This window comes from Exiguobacterium sp. Leaf187 (genome assembly GCF_001423925.1).
Lineage (GTDB): Bacteria > Bacillota > Bacilli > Exiguobacteriales > Exiguobacteriaceae > Exiguobacterium_A > Exiguobacterium_A indicum.
In genome coordinates this window covers 510,574-528,156 of sequence record NZ_LMPR01000009.1, presented here as the reverse complement: position 1 = coordinate 528,156, position 17,583 = coordinate 510,574, and the positions used below count along the sequence as shown (strand labels likewise).

At 48.4% G+C, this 17,583-nt stretch carries 20 protein-coding genes; 10 read left to right on the top strand and 10 right to left on the bottom strand.

Annotated elements, in window-relative coordinates; translation table 11 throughout:
* Nucleotides 1-89: 89 nt before the first annotated feature.
* Nucleotides 90-719 carry a Lipopolysaccharide core heptose (II) kinase gene (locus ASF99_RS06885; RefSeq protein WP_023468282.1) on the top strand — a complete coding sequence of 210 codons (630 nt, stop codon included), beginning with the start codon at nt 90-92 and terminating at the stop codon, nt 717-719.
* A gap of 141 nt (nt 720-860) precedes the next feature.
* Here ASF99_RS06885 and ASF99_RS06880 read toward each other — a convergent pair whose 3' ends face one another.
* Both ASF99_RS06880 and ASF99_RS06875 read right to left on the bottom strand, forming a co-directional pair.
* Nucleotides 861-1,556 carry a hypothetical protein gene (locus ASF99_RS06880; protein WP_055968070.1) on the bottom strand — a complete coding sequence of 232 codons (696 nt, stop codon included), beginning with the start codon at nt 1,554-1,556 and terminating at the stop codon, nt 861-863.
* Between the two features lie 77 nt (nt 1,557-1,633).
* Entirely contained in the window at nt 1,634-2,926 is a 1,293-nt protein-coding gene (locus tag ASF99_RS06875; RefSeq protein ID WP_055968065.1) for a globin-coupled sensor protein, read from the bottom strand.
* 250 nt (nt 2,927-3,176) lie between these two features.
* Here ASF99_RS06875 and ASF99_RS06870 point away from each other — a divergent pair, with 250 nt between their 5' ends.
* Nucleotides 3,177-5,435: a putative bifunctional diguanylate cyclase/phosphodiesterase gene (locus ASF99_RS06870; protein WP_055968062.1), complete on the top strand. Its 2,259-nt coding sequence runs from the start codon at nt 3,177-3,179 to the stop codon at nt 5,433-5,435.
* Between the two features lie 53 nt (nt 5,436-5,488).
* Here the strand turns inward: ASF99_RS06870 and ASF99_RS06865 are convergent, their stop codons facing one another.
* Nucleotides 5,489-6,790: a hemolysin family protein gene (locus ASF99_RS06865; protein ID WP_055968059.1), complete on the bottom strand. Its 1,302-nt coding sequence runs from the start codon at nt 6,788-6,790 to the stop codon at nt 5,489-5,491.
* Nucleotides 6,791-7,072: 282 nt separating this feature from the next.
* On the opposite strand from ASF99_RS06865, the gene ASF99_RS06860 reads away from it, so the two are divergent.
* The 3 genes from ASF99_RS06860 (at nt 7,073) to ASF99_RS06850 (ending at nt 10,035) form a co-directional block, all read left to right on the top strand.
* Entirely contained in the window at nt 7,073-8,125 is a 1,053-nt protein-coding gene (locus tag ASF99_RS06860) for a hypothetical protein (RefSeq protein WP_074668472.1), read from the top strand.
* A gap of 117 nt (nt 8,126-8,242) precedes the next feature.
* Complete coding sequence (locus ASF99_RS06855; protein ID WP_235515878.1) at nt 8,243-8,836, top strand: TetR/AcrR family transcriptional regulator; 594 nt, start codon at nt 8,243-8,245, stop codon at nt 8,834-8,836.
* A 17-nt stretch (nt 8,837-8,853) separates the two neighbouring features.
* Nucleotides 8,854-10,035 (top strand): MFS transporter, encoded by a 1,182-nt coding sequence (locus ASF99_RS06850; RefSeq protein ID WP_055968056.1) that lies wholly within the window; start codon nt 8,854-8,856, stop codon nt 10,033-10,035.
* A gap of 39 nt (nt 10,036-10,074) precedes the next feature.
* On the opposite strand, the gene ASF99_RS06845 is transcribed toward ASF99_RS06850, so the two are convergent.
* The 4 genes from ASF99_RS06845 to ASF99_RS17425 form a co-directional block, all read right to left on the bottom strand.
* The gene (locus ASF99_RS06845) at nt 10,075-10,680 is read right to left on the bottom strand and encodes an HAD-IA family hydrolase (protein ID WP_055968053.1); all 606 of its coding nucleotides are present in this window, start codon (nt 10,678-10,680) and stop codon (nt 10,075-10,077) included.
* On the bottom strand, nt 10,652-11,563 hold the full coding sequence (locus ASF99_RS06840; protein ID WP_055968050.1) for a PhzF family phenazine biosynthesis protein: 912 nt from the start codon (nt 11,561-11,563) through the stop codon (nt 10,652-10,654). The genes ASF99_RS06845 and ASF99_RS06840 overlap by 29 nt, the downstream gene beginning before the upstream one ends.
* A complete protein-coding gene (locus tag ASF99_RS06835) occupies nt 11,560-12,612 on the bottom strand; it encodes a flavin monoamine oxidase family protein (protein WP_055968047.1) in 1,053 nt (350 codons plus the stop codon). Before ASF99_RS06835 ends, ASF99_RS06840 begins: the two co-directional genes overlap by 4 nt.
* Before the next feature lie 80 nt (nt 12,613-12,692).
* Nucleotides 12,693-12,869, bottom strand: coding sequence for a hypothetical protein (locus ASF99_RS17425; RefSeq protein ID WP_174316304.1), 177 nt, complete (start codon nt 12,867-12,869; stop codon nt 12,693-12,695).
* A gap of 214 nt (nt 12,870-13,083) precedes the next feature.
* Between ASF99_RS17425 and ASF99_RS06830 the strand changes: the two genes are divergently transcribed.
* From ASF99_RS06830 to ASF99_RS06820, 3 genes are all read left to right on the top strand, one after another.
* Nucleotides 13,084-13,365: a hypothetical protein gene (locus tag ASF99_RS06830; protein ID WP_055968043.1), complete on the top strand. Its 282-nt coding sequence runs from the start codon at nt 13,084-13,086 to the stop codon at nt 13,363-13,365.
* 479 nt (nt 13,366-13,844) lie between these two features.
* Nucleotides 13,845-14,051 (top strand): helix-turn-helix transcriptional regulator, encoded by a 207-nt coding sequence (locus ASF99_RS06825; RefSeq protein ID WP_023468270.1) that lies wholly within the window; start codon nt 13,845-13,847, stop codon nt 14,049-14,051.
* Entirely contained in the window at nt 14,051-14,512 is a 462-nt protein-coding gene (locus ASF99_RS06820; RefSeq protein ID WP_055968040.1) for a hypothetical protein, read from the top strand. Before ASF99_RS06825 ends, ASF99_RS06820 begins: the two co-directional genes overlap by 1 nt.
* On the opposite strand, the gene ASF99_RS06815 is transcribed toward ASF99_RS06820, so the two are convergent.
* The gene (locus tag ASF99_RS06815; RefSeq protein ID WP_055968037.1) at nt 14,509-14,925 is read right to left on the bottom strand and encodes a GNAT family N-acetyltransferase; all 417 of its coding nucleotides are present in this window, start codon (nt 14,923-14,925) and stop codon (nt 14,509-14,511) included. The genes ASF99_RS06820 and ASF99_RS06815 overlap by 4 nt on opposite strands.
* 79 nt (nt 14,926-15,004) lie before the next feature.
* Here ASF99_RS06815 and ASF99_RS06810 point away from each other — a divergent pair, with 79 nt between their 5' ends.
* Nucleotides 15,005-15,535 carry a GNAT family N-acetyltransferase gene (locus tag ASF99_RS06810; RefSeq protein WP_055968034.1) on the top strand — a complete coding sequence of 177 codons (531 nt, stop codon included), beginning with the start codon at nt 15,005-15,007 and terminating at the stop codon, nt 15,533-15,535.
* A complete protein-coding gene (locus ASF99_RS06805) occupies nt 15,532-16,317 on the top strand; it encodes an endonuclease/exonuclease/phosphatase family protein (protein ID WP_055968031.1) in 786 nt (261 codons plus the stop codon). Before ASF99_RS06810 ends, ASF99_RS06805 begins: the two co-directional genes overlap by 4 nt.
* 40 nt (nt 16,318-16,357) lie before the next feature.
* Here the strand turns inward: ASF99_RS06805 and ASF99_RS06800 are convergent, their stop codons facing one another.
* Both ASF99_RS06800 and ASF99_RS06795 read right to left on the bottom strand, forming a co-directional pair.
* A complete protein-coding gene (locus tag ASF99_RS06800) occupies nt 16,358-16,843 on the bottom strand; it encodes a YusW family protein (RefSeq protein ID WP_055968028.1) in 486 nt (161 codons plus the stop codon).
* A complete protein-coding gene (locus tag ASF99_RS06795; RefSeq protein ID WP_055968026.1) occupies nt 16,840-17,457 on the bottom strand; it encodes a flavodoxin family protein in 618 nt (205 codons plus the stop codon). Before ASF99_RS06795 ends, ASF99_RS06800 begins: the two co-directional genes overlap by 4 nt.
* Between the last annotated feature and the right edge of the window lie 126 nt (nt 17,458-17,583).

Below are 17,583 nucleotides of genomic sequence, written 5' to 3'. Positions count from 1 at the left end.
TGTTCAAAACTTTCACACACAAGTGATTTTTGAAACTTTTCCTGTCAGATGAGCGTATAATGGGTATAAGAAATGAAGGAGGAAAGGAAGTGACACCATTGAAAACTGACGCTGAGTTAGCGCAATTGATCCAATTGAAAGAAACAGGCTTCGTTTGTACGATCGAGCATCTTCCGAGTGAACTTGACTTAATCGGGACAGGACGAAGTGCGTTCGTCTTTCGCATCCGCGGAACAGATCGCGTCATCAAGAAATTTTACCCGTCGTTTCGAACGCTCGCTGATCTCGAAGGGAGCATCTACGCACAGTTGACTGATTTTCCGACGTATGCGCAAGTCTACGAATACGGTGCCGATTATATCGTGCTTGAATACATTGAAGGTCAAACGTTATTTGAATGTCTCGTCAGCGGGACGTTCATCCCAGAATCCGTCTTAACGACAGTCGATACGGCTTTAGCACAAGCACGATCCGTCGGTTTGAACCCATCAGACATCCATTTACGCAATATCCTTTTGACCGCTAACGGAACACGGATCATCGACGTCGCTCGGTTCCGTCAAACGGAACCGTGTACACAATGGGATGATTTGAAAAAGGCGTATCATTATGTGTATGCAAAACCGTTCTTCCCGAAAAAGTTGAGCGAGACGTTCCTCAATACGATTGCCGACGTCTATAAGGGACGATTATTCGAATCGATCCGAAAGACCGGTTAACGAAAAAGCGCGCTGGATCTCTATAAAAGAGAATCAGCGCGCTTTTTGTATGTATCCATAGAATCTAATAGGCAAATGACCTATCTTAGTGATTTTTGGTCTGTAAACATTAAAATCATTTATACGGTCAGTGAAATAAATTCACTTCGAATAAACAAGTCGAAAGACGATCATACTGGCGACGGCTAAGAGACGTTCCTTCGTGTCACAGTCAAAGACGAGTTGCGCCCCGTGCCGTGACCCTGTTGCGATGCAATCGCCGTTTTGATAAACGCCGATTTTTCTCGTGACTGTCGAGGACCGAATCTGATACTCCTGACCGGCATACGAGACGAGTAACACTTCTTTCAGCTGCAGTTGCTGACGAAGTGCCGCATCGGTGCGAATCGTTCCGACATCGCGTCCGTCTTTGCGAATCACAAAATGTGTCGTATTGCGAAGCCACTCCGTCTTCGTCTCTTTAATTTGTAATTGTTCCCCGTCTCCTTCGAATGTTACGTCGAGGAAAAATGATTCAAACTTTTCGAAGCGCGCAAGGATTGCCTGCCACCACGTGGCGTAACGACGTGAGAACGTCAGCCATCGTTCATGCGCGAGAAAGACCGTATTCGTCTTTCGGCTCGCCCGGTCCGCTAAGCGAACGGATACTCCCTCTTCTACTCCTCGATAACGTAAATCGCAACGGATTTGCCACCATTCGACTCCACCGATAACGAAAGCGACGCCCGTTAAACCGAGTAATCCGTACAACTCACGTGGAGCGAGTTCCCCTGTCATCAAATAATGTCCAATCAAAGCGAAAAAGCATAAAACAATCAGTAGTATACTCTGAACCATAAACCATTCACACCTCCACTTTCATTTTTCCATAAAGCGACAAAAAATCCTCCTTTCACGTAGAAAGGAGGGATCACTTATAGAGTTGCTGCGACTTCTTGTAAGTCATCCGCTGTCTCAGCAATCGCTTCTGCAATCTTACGCATACCCTCGATCGTTCCGGCGACATCCTTCGTATCGGTCGATAGTTCATGAATTTGCCGCGAGACCGCATCCGTCTGTTCTGAAATCCGTGAGAAGGCACGGACGACTTGTTGCATCTCCGTCGTCGTTCGGACAACCGCTGTCTCCGTCGTTCCCATCCGCTCTGAGACGACGAGCATCTTTTGCGTGATTTCTTGGGCGATCCGCGACGTCTCGGCTGCCGACTGTTTACTCTCTTCAGCGAGTTTCCGAATTTCTTGCGCCACGACGGTAAATCCGCGCCCCATCTCCCCGGCACGCGCCGCTTCGATCGAGGCGTTCAAGCTGAGTAGGTTCGTCTGATCGGAAATCGTCGTCACCATCCCGGCGATCCGCTCGATTTCCTGCGACAGACGAGACAGTTCAGCGACTTGTTCAGTCGTCCGTGATAAATCCGCGACGACATGCTCAAAGCGACGTGTCTCCTCTTCGACGAGGACGACACCTGCTTCTGCTTCACTGACCGCTTCCGTCAACTGGATCGAAATTGCGTCTGTCGTCGTCGAGACGTGTTTGGCGTGCCGTTCAATCTCCTGGAAGTTCGCTGACGACTCTTCACTCATCGCAGCAAGTTCTTCCGTTGATTTTTGAACGCCATCTCCGACGTGCCGTTTGGCTGTCGCGATTGCTTGGCGTTCCTCATCGATTTGATCCTCATACATCGTCATGACGATTTGTTGCTCGAGGTTGAAGAGTTTCCCCGCTGCCCGCATGATCCGGACACGTTCGACTTCCGGCCAATCACTGCCGTCAATCTGTTCACTGAGGACGTTCCAGACTTTTTGGAAGGCGGCGATATACCATTTATTATGCAGCCCGATTTGAACATGCCGTTCAGCGATCCGGCGCCGGGCTTCGATGTAGTCCATCGTCACCTGACCATCGAACATTTGTAGGATGTGCCGAGCGAGAGTGCCTTTCAATCGTTCGAGCGTCGAATGCTGTTCAATCAAATGCCGGAGTGACGGAACACGAACCAGCTCCTCGTAGAACGCGTCGACCATGCTCGGCATCCAACGGGATACATCTTCGCGGATGACCCGGACAATTTGTAAATCGACTGCTTCTAGACCGATTAAACGTAATTGTTCATGTAAGGATGTCGGAACGTTCAACACGACATGAGCGCGTTCGCCTTCGATGCGCACATCGAAGGACGGTGATGCTGATTTCGCGAACCATTTCATATGCTTCTCTCCCTCATTCATAGATGGACTTCATTTTCTTTATCGTCACCTATAATTGACATTTGAATGGCTATCATTCGAAAATCCAAAATTTTCATATGGAATTTCCCGTCATGATTGGTACTTTTAATGTGCGACACTCGCCCATTTCCTCAAGCATTCTAGGTAAGTACCATTCAAAAAATGGAAAATTTGACCGATATCTATATAACACTTCTCGCTTTTTAACTTAAGGAGGTCCGTTCAACTCATGTGGCGTTACTTCTCTTTCATCGTCTTTCCTGTATTCCTGTTTTTCTATGGTTGGATTCGTTTTGGACCTGCTGAAGAGTGGGCACACTTGATTGGAATCAACGTCTTTCATATGATGGCGGGTCTGATTGCCGCCTATTGGATGATTCGCGCACGCATTGAACAGCGCAATCCACACCTCCGTTTTCTAAGTTTCTTGTTCGCGGGTCTTCTATTACACGTCCTCGGGAATGGTCTATGGCTGTTCCTTCAATTGACAGACGGACGGGTCGATGCACCGATTGCCTCGACCATTCTTTGGTGTTCGTCTTATTTCAGCTATGTCTTAGCGCTAATCACGAAGATGCGTAGCATCGGATTGAACTTCACGAATAAGAACTACATCTTCAATTTAGTCGTGTTCATGACGACGGCTTTCGTCATGAGCGACTATTATTTATTGCAACCCTATTTTGAGATCCTGAATCCCTCGCTCGAGCGAACGATCTCCACCTTCGGATTTCTCATTGCTGATGTGTTACTCCTCTTTTTCAGTGCGATTTTGTATTACCATGTTCGTTATAACCAAGGAAAACCGCATCACCGTTTTCTCGTCGTTGGTTTTTTGTTTCAAGTGTGCGGTGATGTCATGCTTACCGTCTTTACGTTTAACAACAGTCCGTTTCTTGAACATCTCGTCGATGTTTTCTGGGTCATCGCGCTTCTGTCCATCGGATGGAGTGGTCATTTAGAAGGAAGACAGCATCCGCAACAAGAACGACTCTTTCGTTCTCAGCGAACGGTAACGGAACGCGATTTCATCTTGCCTTATGTCAGCATCGGTTTACTGACAGGGTTCGTCTTATCGACTTATGACTGGTACCTCAATATTCTATCGAGCGGTTGGCTGCTCTTGTTCTTTCTTGTTCTCGGTCGGCAAATCTTTACCTTACGAAACAACAATCGCTTGCTAAACGAAGTCTCATTTATCGCTTACCACGATTCGCTGACACAGCTCGCGAATCGGCAACACTTCATCGAACGGCTTACGAACGACTTACCGCGTTCTTTTGCGGCCGTCTCGCTTGATTTACATCGTTTGACGATCGTCAATGATACGATGGGGCATGCGACGGGTGACCGTGTCTTGATTGAGACGGCGAATCGACTTCGGCTGTTGCGTCACGATGACCTGGAAATCTACCGAATCGGTGGGGATGAGTTCGCGCTCATCCTTCCGTACGCGACAAATGATTCGTTGACCGCTCTTGAACAGGCTTTATTACACCAATTCGAGCGCCCGTTCCGAATTCGCGGATATTCGATTCAAGTCAACATCCATGCTGGTAGTTGTCTCATCGAAGACACTTCCGTGCACCAGGACATTCTTCCTTGTCTTGATACGGCACTTCTTCAAGCGAAACAACAAGGACCGATGCACTGCGTCCGGTATGATGAACGACTCCATCAATGGTTCATTCGGAAGATCCAGCTAGAAATGGATATGCCGGCAGCAATCGAGAACGATCAATTCCAACTGGTCTATCAGCCAAAAGTCGATTTGATGACGAACCGTCCGATCGGTATGGAAGCACTCGTTCGCTGGCATCATCCAGTCTTTGGTTTGATTTCTCCCGTCGAATTCATCTCGATCGCTGAAGAGAGCGGTCATATCATCGCTCTTGGTCGCTGGATTCTAAAGACGGCATGCCGCAGAACATTTGACTGGCATGAGCAAGGCTATCCGCTAATCGTCGCCGTCAACATCTCCGTTCCCCAGTTCAAGGATCAACATTTCCTAAACATGATTGAAGAGATCTTGTCTGAGACGAACTTATCTCCAGCTTATCTGAAACTCGAAATTACCGAGAGCGTCTTACAAGACGTCACAGATAGCAGCAAGATGTTACATTCGTTGCGCGATCAGGGAATTCACTGTGCCATCGATGACTTCGGAACCGGTTTCTCTTCTTTATCCATCCTGCATCAACTGCCAGTTCATGCGCTGAAGATTGATAAATCATTCGTCGACGATTGTCCGGAAACAACGGGTGGAGCTGCTTTACTCCCACATATCATCGCAATGGGACAAACGATTGGTCTGACGATGATCGCAGAAGGTGTCGAAAACGAGGCGCAGCACTTGTATCTTAAATCCGTCGGCTGTCACATCGGTCAGGGGTATTACTATGCGCGTCCTTTATCGGAAGAAGCTTTTTCTCTGTATTTGAAGGAACAGTTACCGTCAACCGAATCCAATCTCCCCTCCGCTCAATAAACAAGACCCGCCTGCTTAGTAGATTGAACTACTAAGCAAAACGGGTCTTTCTGTTAGCTTGACGGCAAGGTCAACTTGACATCCTGAATCTGATATTGGGCAGAACGCAAGATCTCAAGCGTAAACGCCTCATCTGCGACGATCGTTCCCTCTTCAAAAGCAGCCGTCCGTGATTGGATATACCCACCGATCGTGTCGACCGCCTCTGCTTCAGTGAACCGAAGACCAAATCGTTCTTCAATTTCAACTAATAGGACAGTACCCGCTAAGCGGTACGAGCCGTCCGGTAACTGTTCGATTTCGGCTTGCTCCGCTTCATCGAATTCATCACGGATATCACCGACGATTTCCTCCAAAATGTCCTCCATCGTGATCAAACCGGATGTCCCACCATACTCGTCGATGACGAGAGCGATGTGTGACCGTGTCTGCTTCATCTTCAAGAGTGTTTCTTGCAGTGGTGTCAATTCCGAGACGACCGGCAACGGTTTAAGGAACGATGCAAGTTCTCGTTCGTCTTGTACCGCGTGATGGGCGAGCACTTCCTTGACGTTGATATAACCACTGATCCGGTCCTTATCCGTTCCCTCACTGACCGGGTAACGTGTATACGGATTGTCAGACATCGTCTGTAATAGATTTTCCCAACTCATCTCGTCCGAAATGACCATCATGTTCATCCGTGGCACCATGATGTCGCGCGTGACACGCTCATCAAACGCAAAGACGTTTTGCATCAAGGCGAGTTCCGATTGATTGATCTCACCACTTTGAAAACTTTGAGCCATGATGATCTTCAACTCTTCTTCGGAATGGGCTTGTTCGTGACCAGCTGGTTTCACACCGAACATCCGCAAGAGGACACGGGCCGAACCGTTCATGATCCAGATGAATGGATACATGACTTTTCCGAATACATAGAGTGACGGCGCCAGTAATAACGTCATCCGTTCCGCATACTGGATCGCGAGCGTCTTCGGTGCAAGTTCTCCGATGACGACGTGGAGAAACGTGACGAAGATGAAAGCGATACTGTATGAGAGAAGCGTTGACAGCGCAACGGCGACACCGAGTTCATCAAAGACCGGTGTCAACAATTTCTCGACGGTCGGTTTTCCGAGTGCACCAAGACCAAGTGCAGTGATCGTAATACCGAGCTGACAGGCCGACAAGTAATAATCGAGATCTCCTGCGACCTTCTTCGCAAGTACTGCTCCCTTTTTTCCTTCTTGCACCATCTGGTCGAGACGTGACATCCGGACTTTGACGACAGCAAATTCCGAACCGACGAAAAACGCGGTCAAACCAATCAATACGACGAGCAACAACAAATTCAGTGTTAAGACGATGTCCAACTTGTATCCCCCTAAAAGCGGGGGATCACCTCCTTTTGATTTTAAACTGTACAGTATAACGTGACACTTGATAAGAGTGTACGATGCTTTTTCTCCAAACGCAACCAATATCACTTCGTTGAAGTTCAGACGACCATTAATCATGTACCTGTAATACTAGGTTTCTCTTATTTAGTTACCGGTTATATAAGAGCTATGCGCGTAAGAAACTTGAGATGAAGCTTTTACATTCATGAACATCTCGAACTTGAAAGACCAATTTGGGGAGAGGTAGTGCTTATTATGGAAAAGACAAACAAAGGCTTTTCGTCGCATTTCCGAGCGGAAGCGGACGGAGCAGGTCGTAACATCTCATGGAGCTCGATTTTTGCAGGTGTGGTATCATTTCTATCTTTATTGATCTTATTTAGTTTAATCGGTTCAGCGATCGGACTCGGCGTCACAGACGTCACGTCAAATAACCCATTCGATGGTGTTGGAACGGGCTTAATCATCTGGGCAATCCTTTCATTGCTCATCTCGCTGTTCGTTGCCGGATTCGTCTCCGGTGTGACGTCGGCACGTGCCGGTCTCGTCCACGGTTTCTTGACATGGTCGACGAGCGTCATCCTACTGTTCGCTCTCTTGACGTTCACGACGGTCAATACGTTACAATCCGTTGGTTCACTACTCGGTACGGTCGGTGGTGCGGCTGGTAACGGCATCGGATCCGTTGCTTCGACGGCGCAAGACGCTGCGACGAAAGGATTCGATTCGATTACGAAAAACGTGTCACAAGTTGATACGAAAGAACTTGAAGGGAACGTCGACGAAATCTTAAAAGATACGGACATCAAAGAATTGCAACCAGGTTACTTGCAGAACGAACTTGACGCTGTTCAAGAAGACGTCACGGCTGCTGGTAAGGAAGCGATCACGAAACCAGAGAACTTCGATACGATCGTCCAGGATCTTGGTGATTCGTTGACAGCACGAGCTGAAAAAATCGAGAAATCAGTCGATGAAGATAAAATCGCTGATGCTGTTGCGAAAAACACCGATTTGACAGGTGCTGAAGCGGAAGAAGCGACGCAAAACATCGTTGATGGTCTCAACACGGCAACAAAAGAAACGACGCAACAAATTGAGACTGCTAAACAAACGCTTGATGAAACATCCGCTGACCTCAAGAAAACGGTCCAAGATGTCCGCGAGCAAACAGAACAAGCGACACAAACGGCGTCAAAAGTTTCAATCTGGGCGTTCGTCGGACTGCTTCTGACTCTTATCTTTACGTCATTCGCAGGAATCGTCGGCTCACGCGTCGCAACACGCGGTCGTGTCATGAATAAATAATGATTCTTCCTTAACTGATTCCGCCTTCGCGGAGTCAGTTTTTTTGTGCGGTAAGACAATCTGATTGACTGCATTTGAAATTTACTGTTACAGTGTTACCTAACGACCGTTAGGAAGGTGATTCATCTGAAAGCCCAACAATTGTTACAGACGAGCATCCATCATTTTGCTGCGCACGGCTATGAAGGGGCATCGTTGCAAGAGATCGCGACAGAGGTTGGCATAAAAAAGCCATCGATCTATGCGCACTATAAAGGGAAGGACGACCTGTTCCTGCAAGCGACGACGTACGCCTTGCAAGAACAAAAGCGCCGCTTTGCGACGTATTTCACGAGTACGCGGCAGCAGCCGCTCGAGCAATCGCTGCACGGCTTCTTCGATTGGTTCATTTCGGAACAGCAAGACGATATCCTGATGCGATTCATCCTTCGGGCTGCCTATTTTCCACCGGAGAAGCTCGAACAAGAAATGACGGACCGCTTCAATCCGTTTTTCGATTCACTGCACGATCTATTAACGCGATTACTACGCGAACGAGACCGAACGGAACAGATTCTCTATTCGACGGATTACAAAAGTGCCGCTCTCGCCTATCTGACGGTTGCGGAAGGTACGCTGACGGAACTCGTCTACAACGGTGTCGACGCGTTTCACGCTCGACAGCAAGCTGTCTGGCCGATCGTCTGGCGCGGTATGTCAAAAATGATTTAATTCTATTGAGGTGAACTATGCAAAACAATACATTGATTTTAAGTACACTCCTGCTCAACTTATTCATCGCCTTTTTAGGTATCGGACTCGTCATTCCCGTCACACCAACAATCATGAACGAGTTGAACATCTCCGGGGCGACAGTCGGTTACATGGTTTCCGCCTTCGCCTTTGCGCAACTAATTCTTTCACCACTCGCGGGACGTGCCGTTGACAAGTACGGACGTAAACCGATGATCATCATCGGTTTATTCATCTTCAGCATGTCCGAGCTCTTATTCGGTCTCGGTCAAAGCGTCGAAGTCCTGTTCGCGTCACGGATTCTCGGTGGTGTCAGCGCTGCTTTCATCATGCCAGCCGTCACGGCATTCATCGCTGATATCACGACGAACGAAACTCGTCCGAAAGCGCTCGGATATATGTCTGCTGCCATCTCGACCGGTTTCATCATCGGACCAGGGATTGGTGGGTTCCTCGCTGACCTCGGCTCGCGGACACCGTTCTTCTTTGCTGCTGCGTTCGGTTTAACAACGATGGTGTTATCCGTCTTTACGCTTAAGGAACCGGAACGTCATTACGAGACAACGACTGTCAAACAACAGACCGGTTTCCGGAAAATCTTCAGTCCGCTCTATTTCATCGCTTTTCTTGTCCTATTGATCTCATCGTTCGGTCTCGCCTCGTTTGAGTCGTTGTTCGCCTTGTTCGTCGACCGGAAGTTCGGCTTCACGGCGAAGGACATTGCGCTTGCGATTTCTCTCGGTGCGATCGTCGGCGTCATCATCCAAGTTGGACTGTTCGATCGTTTGACGCGCTGGTTCGGTGAGATTCGCTTGATCCGATACAGCTTGATCGGTTCGACACTGCTCGTCGTCTTGATGACGTTCGTGACGAACTATCTCTCGATCATTCTCGTGACGATGGTCGTCTTCGTCGGTTTCGACTTGATGCGACCTGCTGTCACGACCTATCTTTCGAAGATTGCCGGAAATGAACAGGGATTCGTCGGCGGAATGAACTCGATGTTTACGAGCATCGGCAACATTCTCGGACCGATCGTTGGTGGACTACTCTTTGACGTCAATTTGAACTATCCGTTCTATTTCGCGACAGTCATGCTCGCAGTCGGCATTTTACTGACGTATTTCTGGCGTGCACCACGCGCTGAAGCAACCGAAGCAGATCGATTGTCTTCTTAAAAAAAAGCCCCGTTTCCATCACTGGAAGCGGGGCTGTCGTTATGTCAGTAACAATTCCTTTAATCGACCGGGCGACGTTACGGTATACGTCGCAACGGTCTCATTTGGTCGGTTGCTTATCAAACACGTCTTGATACCGGCACGATGTCCGGCTAAGACATCGAGTTCCCGGTCTCCAATCATGATCGTCTCGTCTCGTTCCATCTGATGCCGATTGACTAAATACGTGACAGCTTCCGGATCCGGTTTTCGGGCGAATCCATCCGGTGCCGTCAACACATCTTGAAAATGATGCGTCAACTCATGTTTTGCAAGCAACGCATGAATCGATGTTCCGCGATGGGTGACGATATGATGCGTCGCACCTCTCGTCGATAACGTCTCTAACAGTTCACGGATTCCGGGAAACGGTACAGACTGTTTTTGTTCGATGTTCATCTTTTGTTGTTTGTAGTTCGCAATGAACGCTTCAGACACATCAAACGTATCATACGTCGTTTTTGCTGAAATCGCCATCAGCTCTGCTACTTGCTCGCGTTCGACCGTTCGCCCCTCACGCTCGAGTAATTCCACGAACACATCGACTAACACCGGATACGTATCAAACAAGGTGCCGTCAAAATCCCAAATGAAATGTTTCAACATCTGCCTCTTCCTCTCCCACTCTCTTGACGCCGACAAAGACGGCTTGCCCGTCCATCTCGACTTTCCATTTGCTATGATCAAGACCTTCGCCAGAAATACGGATTCCGACCTGCCCGGGACGACCCATCTCGTGTCCTTGTTCGACGATGATCGCTGTTTCCGTTTCAAGTGGCTGGATGAATTTTCGATAATAGACACCCATCACACCACTCGCCGTTCCCGTAACCGGATCTTCGACGCTACCTGCCCCCGTTGCTGAGAAGTGACGTCCATGCATCGTCGCTTGTCGGTCATATGTATCGAGACAAATCGGATGAATCGAGGCTTGTGGGAAGTCGGTCAATACGGTGGCAAAACGTTGGTTATCCGGCATCATCCGATGGAAGTCCTCAAGTCGACGAATGGGGAGGAGCAGTGTCCAGTTCCCAGTACTGCCGTATACGATTGGCCATTGGTCATCGAGATGTGTCAATTCGAGACCGATCGCGGCTAGAACGTGCTTTATGTCACCGTCAAACTGATGTAATTGTGGTTGTCCCTGTTGCAAGCGAAACATTCCGTTCGCTAAACGCATCACAGGCAAGATGCCTGACTTTGTCTCGATCTGACATGTTGGAGATAAACGGATCTTTGAATCAAGTGCCGTCAATGCGGCAATCGTACCATGTCCGCATAAGTCCATTTCCCGTTCCGGTGCAAAGTAGCGCATGCGGTAGTCCGCTTGCTCGGATGACAAGACGAACGTCGTCTCGGTAAAGCCGTTCATCTGAGCGATTCGTTGCATTTCCGGCTCAGTTAATTGATCGGCGTCTAAGACGACCCCAGCTGGATTACCGCTTCCTGGCATCGTTGTGAACACATCATAATGTAGCGTCTCGATCATTTTTCTCTTCCTCTCTTTTCTAAATAACGTTCAACGGATCGTAATGCGCCTTCTAAGTGTCCACCATGACTCGGATAGGTCTCTGTCCCAATCAATGAAATCGCTGCATGCTCCACTCCGAGATTGATAGCATGATATGCCGGGAAATCCACGAGTGGGGCTGCATCGGCTCGTGTTGCTGTCCAACTATCCGTCGACCAGTCTTTATATGCCCAACCAATCGACTGACGTGCTTGTTCACCAAACAGACGAACCAGCTGCGCGAGTACCGTTTCCTTGATTTCCGCCTCGGTCAATAACTGTCGTTCACGTGCCGGCGTCCGGAAAAAACCGAACAACGCTCCCGGTCCGTCTTGTGGGGAAGCGTCATGAATCTCTTGCACCATCCCAGTCCAGCTGATTGCCTGACCGGACCAGCCCGAATCACGCCAAAACGGTTTCTCGTAAAAAATCAGACATTTCGCTTGCTGCGCCATCCAAGTCGGTAATGCTTCAAGTTCACCCAGAACTGCTTCAGGTAAAGATGGTACAAATGATAGTGTTGCCGCTAGACGCGGTGGTAGTGCGAGAACGATCTCATCGAACGGTTGACTCTTCCTTCCTGAACTGACGATAATCCGATTCATGACATCAATCTGGCTGATGGGAGACTTGAGTCGAATCGTTCCCGGTGTGAGTCGTGCAGCAAGTGCCGTAGCAACGGAGCGGATTCCGTCACGAAGGCGAAGCGCCGTCGGTTGATTCGCAACCACATGCGACTCGATTCCGTCAGCCCGTTCGAGTCGAAGCGCACCCGTCGTGTATTGTTCCAGTGTCGGTAAATCGAATCGATGGATCAAATCAACCATCAGTGGTTCACTGTCCGGCCAAAACCAAGTCGGTCCAAGATCAAACGCATATGCTTGTCCGGCTAGGTCGAAATCGACCATCTCAATTCTCCCACCGATTCGGTCGCGTGCTTCATAGATCGTCACGTCGTGTCCAAGCTCCTGCATACGCGTCGCGAGATATAAACCACTGATTCCTGCTCCAATGATGGCAACGTTCATTTCACTTCATCCTCTCGATTTGAGATGCTTGTTTTAGTATACCGGAACACGCGAAAAAACAAGGACGTGACGTCCTTGCCTTAGGATGATTGCATTTGCTGCCAGTCGTCTTCTTCACCAATTGATTGAACCCATTCGATCGGAACATACAAGGATCGGGCAATCGCTTCGTCCGTCTTCCCCAGTTTTCGCAACAGATGGACGATCCGAATCCTTCGTTCGAGCTCCCGGTTATCCGGTATCAGTTCAGGCATCATCTTCTCTTCTCCTTTCCACTGAATCGGCGATGGCGTTTTCAACAGAATACCCGATAACTATCTGAATATTCCGATTGATGTGCAGAAGCGAGAATTTTTGATAAAGTTCAGGGATAGATAACAGAAAGGAATTCATCGCTTTTTGTAGAAACATATTGAATAGGCGCAACAATAGGATTTCTTGCGTCAACCAAACAGAATAGGAGTATGCATAATGATTAAACGTCAAGCACTATTTCGTCTGTCGATCGGCTTGCTGCTGATTGGTGTCTTTGGCGGTATCCTTTTAGATGCCATCGGCTTCTTTCCACACGCGACAGCTTACATATTAAGCATCCCGATTGCTTCGAATAGCACGGAGTTTTGGCTAGGATGGATTTTATCAGATATGACGATCACTGGGCTGGTCACGCTTTTCTTATCCTTACGTCATCATCAGGGATTGACGACGTTCGTCTGTCTCATGGCTGTCATTTTGACACCTTACGTATTTTAATGTTCACGTAGGCTTCAAATGACTGATCCAAAAAAATGACGCGTCTTTTCACGCCCTTTCCTCAGGCGAGACACAAGCCCGTTTTCCCGCTCCGTTCGAGCAGGAAAACGGGTCTTGTTTGTCTCTGACAGCGCAAAATCGCGCTTTTTCCTGTAGGAGTGGCGTGTAATGCGTCATTTTTTTATATCCGGAAGAAGGATCAGAGAAGCGTTTTGTTCACTCGACATCGCTTCCTAGGGAAAAACAAGCAGGAGCGACTCTGCAGCGAAGCGAAGCGGCGCGATGCTTGTCCCAGGAAAACGATTCGAGATGAACAAAAAAGCGCAATCCTTTTCGTTAAAAGAAAAATTACGCTTTGTCTTTAGTCTGAGGAGTTGACTTTTGAGTCAGCTCCATTTTTTACATATATGACGTAAAGTCTACTTTACAAAATGTAAACCTGACTTTACAATGTAAACAACTGGAAAGGAGGTCGTCAGATGAAACTGACGAACCATGTCCGCCTCTATCGTCAACAGCACAAGTGGACACAAGAGCAGTTCGCTGAACGAATCGGTGTGACACGACAAACTGTCATCTCACTTGAAAAAGGAAGCTATACGCCGTCGCTCTTACTCGCGATGCAGATTGCCCGCGTCTTTGATTGCCCGATCGAGGAACTATTTCAATTAGAGGAGGAATCCTGATGAAACGTGTCGTCACTCAATCTTTACTTAATTGTTGTCTCTACTTTTTAGCTGCTTATCTCATTAGTGCCATTCATGCGAACCTACAACTATTTCAAGATGATCCGGTATCCGGTACGGGATTGTCGCTGGAATTGAATCTAATGAGTGTCCTTCCAGTGCTAGTGATTGCGATTGTCCTTTCGATCGTCAGCTATTTCTTACGAGAAGGCCGTACAAGTTCGTTTGCAACAGCAGAATTTTCCGACTCCGATGAACGTGAGGCACTGATCACCGGTAAAGCAACTCGTGCAGCGTATGTTGCTTTTATGATCAGCCTTCCCGTCCTAATGATTGCCTTTTTGTTCGAGCAACCGTTACTTCAACTGTATCCAGCGTTTCCGTTCTATGCGATTGCTCTTGTCTTATCGATCGGAACACTTACGTACATGTCGGCTTGGATCGTGCACGTCCGGCGTTAAAGTCGCTTGACGAAGAAGTATTGAGATTGTCCATTCGATGGATGATCGGTCAGTCGTCCATACTCTTCATAACCATGTTTGCGGTAAAAGTCTGGTGCTTGAAAATCAAACGTATCCAAAAGGATTTTCGTACACGTTGCTTCCTTCGCATATTCTTCGATTGCTTGCAGCAGGCGGGTTCCGACACCTGCCTGTCGTGCTGTATCGCTCACCCAAAGAAACTGGACATGAATGTGTTGCCAACCGTAAGAAGCGGTAATCCCTCCGATGCATTCGCCCTTCTCATTAGATGCTGTAAAACAAAGTTCTTCCGATTGTTCATATAAGGCTTCAGGAACATGTTGCCGATTGTAGGCAATCAATTGCTCGCGGATGAATGTCCTATCTTCCTTCGTTCCAGTTTGAATTTTCATTTCTTCTCTCCTTAAATTTACAAATGATACCATTCCTGCCATAATGATAGCATATTCCATCTAGAACGGAGGATTACATATGCAGACGATGCACCACTCGTTCGATACACAACGGTACCAGATTCGACCGGCTCGACTCAGTGACGCTGAAGCCCTCGCTGAACTCCGCCAAACACTCGATGCGGAAACGGAATACTTCGACCGAATGCCTGGTGAGGACGTGATGACCGCGACGGATTTCGCAGATCAGTTACACGATTCCTCGGTTCCGGACCGCATCCTCGTCGTCGAGCGCGATGGACGCCTCATCGCCTACGCCCGATGTCGTGGTTTTCATTTAAAACGTTTCGCGCACAAGGCATCATTTGGACTCGGTGTACTTCAATCCGACTGGGGGCAAGGAATCGGTACCCAACTGCTGGAACGAATGATTGCTTGGGCAAAAGCGCAATCCCTGCAAAAAATTCAGCTCGAAGTCGTCGAGACGAACCTCGGCGCCATTCGCCTCTATCAGCGACATGGATTTCAAGAAGAAGGACGACTGCGTCATGACCGGTTATTATCGGACGGTTGCTTTTACGATACAGTGTTGATGGGCTTACAGCTATGAGTCTTTCATTATCGATTGCGACATATAACATCTGGCATCACCCGCACAAACGACAAGAACGGTTCGAGGCGTTATGCGCGGAGATCAAGCAACACCAACCGGACATTCTCCTCCTGCAAGAAGTCATGTCGACGTTTCATCCGGATGAACCATTCGTCTCGATTGCTGAGCACCTCGCAGAGGCGACCGGTTATCCGTATATGATGATGGATCCTTACATGGATTCACCAGATGAAGGACTTGCTATCCTGACGAAATTGCCGTTTGAACGAACGGATTCGAGTGCCGCTGCGACAGCAAACATCAACCACCACTGTGCGATTCGGATCCCGTTTTCGATTGACGGTGTGCGTTTTGCCGTGACGAACATTCATTTCAATTGGCGTGCTTCAGACATTCGACTCGATCAACTTCGATTCGTCAACGAATGGATTGCCTCACAGACGGATGACACGACGATCGAGTTCTTAGGCGGTGACTTTAATGATGGTCCAAACTCTGCTCTGCATCAAGCTGCGCTTAAGGAATGGGTCGATCTCGCCGGTAGTTTTGCCGCTCGTACAGGACAGATTGCCGCCGCGACGCTTGATTCTGTGATGAATCCGTACGCAAGGAAGAATGACGGCATCACAAGCCCCGTTCGATATGATTGGTTACTCTGTCAGCGTTCGCTTTCACAGGTGACCTTACAGCACGTCCAGCTGATCGGAAATCATCGACTGCCGCATCACCTTGTACCGAGCGATCATTACGGTGTCCTCGCTCATGTGACGCTACACTAAGACAACAGGTCTACACCCCTTACGGGCGCAGACCTGTTGTTTATTTTTTATATTCTTTTTCGGTTCCGTCTGAGAATTCGATTTCAACCTCTAAGCGAGAAGCATCCTGGATCGCAAACACACGTTCAACCTCACTGATGACCTCATTTTCAGATGTATCCGCATCAATCTTTAAGTTCTTGAACTTCGCGTCGAGTTCCGCCATCGCGTCGTCTCCTTGCTTTTGCTCCCCTTTATAGCGATATTCCGCTTCCGTTCCGTCATTATCCCGGTCATAACTAATATCAATGGCATCGTTATCCCCTTCAACGTCCGCTTCAATCGACAGACTGTTGAAGCCATAATCCGTGTCGGCATTTTTCGTTACCGTATCCTTGTCTTGCATCGTATCGTCGGTCGTGTTCGAATTCGTTGATCCTTCTTCGACCTTGTCCGTCGACGTTTCCTCATTTCCGCAACCCGCAAGCATTAAACTCATCGCGAACAACGTGGCGACACCGTATCCTGTTAAACGTTGTTTTTTCATTCCATCACATTCCCTTCTGCTGGAATCGGGTGTTCCTTTAACATCTTCGCAAAATGGTATAGGTTGGCAGCTAAAAACTGTGCGTGTCGTTTCGTAAAGTCGTTGTTCCGTCCTGCTTCGATGTAAGACGGTCCTGGTCCCGCTTCACCGACCCAGTAAGCATCGACGTTCGGCGGAATCGTAAAGCCGATATGCGACAGACCGTACAAGATGGAAGCAGACGCATGTTTAGCTCCGTCTTCATTCCCCGTGACGATGACGCCACCGACCTTGTTGTAGTAGATTGCTTGTCCGAGATCGTTCGTCAAGCCGCTCCCTCCGTATAATCGTTCAATGACTTGCGTCGCGACACTACTTTTTTCACCAAGCCAGAGCGGTGTCCCGATGACGACGATGTCGGCTCGTTTCACCTTTTCAAAAATAACGGGCCATTCATCCCCGTTGCCTTCGTCTTCCGTGACGCCGAACGCCACTTGGTGATCGACGATGCGGACAATTTCTGAAGTGACGTCCTCCTGTTTCCAATATGCAATCACGTCACGGATCAGCGCCTCCGTATTCGATGGTTCACGTGATGCTTTTAAGGTGCAGTTCAAGAATAAGGCATGCAACATCCGTCCATCCTCCTCTGTCATTTTAGGTAGTATCATTCGTCTTTAATACTTCCCTTCTTCCATCGACGGATAAACTAAAAAACCTTCGCTTCAGCGAAGGCAGATCATTGTAGAAGAATTGAATTG

Bases quoted from the DNA above. Each gene is read 5' to 3' on its own strand.
- ASF99_RS06880 (WP_055968070.1), bottom strand. From the start codon at position 1,556: ATGGTTCAGAGTATACTACTGATTGTTTTATGCTTTTTCGCTTTGATT.
- ASF99_RS06875 (WP_055968065.1), bottom strand. From the start codon at position 2,926: ATGAAATGGTTCGCGAAATCAGCATCACCGTCCTTCGATGTGCGCATC.
- ASF99_RS06870 (WP_055968062.1), top strand. From the start codon at position 3,177: ATGTGGCGTTACTTCTCTTTCATCGTCTTTCCTGTATTCCTGTTTTTC.
- ASF99_RS06860 (WP_074668472.1), top strand. From the start codon at position 7,073: ATGGAAAAGACAAACAAAGGCTTTTCGTCGCATTTCCGAGCGGAAGCG.
- ASF99_RS06850 (WP_055968056.1), top strand. From the start codon at position 8,854: ATGCAAAACAATACATTGATTTTAAGTACACTCCTGCTCAACTTATTC.
- ASF99_RS06845 (WP_055968053.1), bottom strand. From the start codon at position 10,680: ATGTTGAAACATTTCATTTGGGATTTTGACGGCACCTTGTTTGATACG.
- ASF99_RS06840 (WP_055968050.1), bottom strand. From the start codon at position 11,563: ATGATCGAGACGCTACATTATGATGTGTTCACAACGATGCCAGGAAGC.
- ASF99_RS06835 (WP_055968047.1), bottom strand. From the start codon at position 12,612: ATGAACGTTGCCATCATTGGAGCAGGAATCAGTGGTTTATATCTCGCG.
- ASF99_RS17425 (WP_174316304.1), bottom strand. From the start codon at position 12,869: ATGATGCCTGAACTGATACCGGATAACCGGGAGCTCGAACGAAGGATT.
- ASF99_RS06830 (WP_055968043.1), top strand. From the start codon at position 13,084: ATGATTAAACGTCAAGCACTATTTCGTCTGTCGATCGGCTTGCTGCTG.
- ASF99_RS06825 (WP_023468270.1), top strand. From the start codon at position 13,845: ATGAAACTGACGAACCATGTCCGCCTCTATCGTCAACAGCACAAGTGG.
- ASF99_RS06820 (WP_055968040.1), top strand. From the start codon at position 14,051: ATGAAACGTGTCGTCACTCAATCTTTACTTAATTGTTGTCTCTACTTT.
- ASF99_RS06815 (WP_055968037.1), bottom strand. From the start codon at position 14,925: ATGAAAATTCAAACTGGAACGAAGGAAGATAGGACATTCATCCGCGAG.
- ASF99_RS06810 (WP_055968034.1), top strand. From the start codon at position 15,005: ATGCAGACGATGCACCACTCGTTCGATACACAACGGTACCAGATTCGA.
- ASF99_RS06805 (WP_055968031.1), top strand. From the start codon at position 15,532: ATGAGTCTTTCATTATCGATTGCGACATATAACATCTGGCATCACCCG.
- ASF99_RS06800 (WP_055968028.1), bottom strand. From the start codon at position 16,843: ATGAAAAAACAACGTTTAACAGGATACGGTGTCGCCACGTTGTTCGCG.
- ASF99_RS06795 (WP_055968026.1), bottom strand. From the start codon at position 17,457: ATGTTGCATGCCTTATTCTTGAACTGCACCTTAAAAGCATCACGTGAA.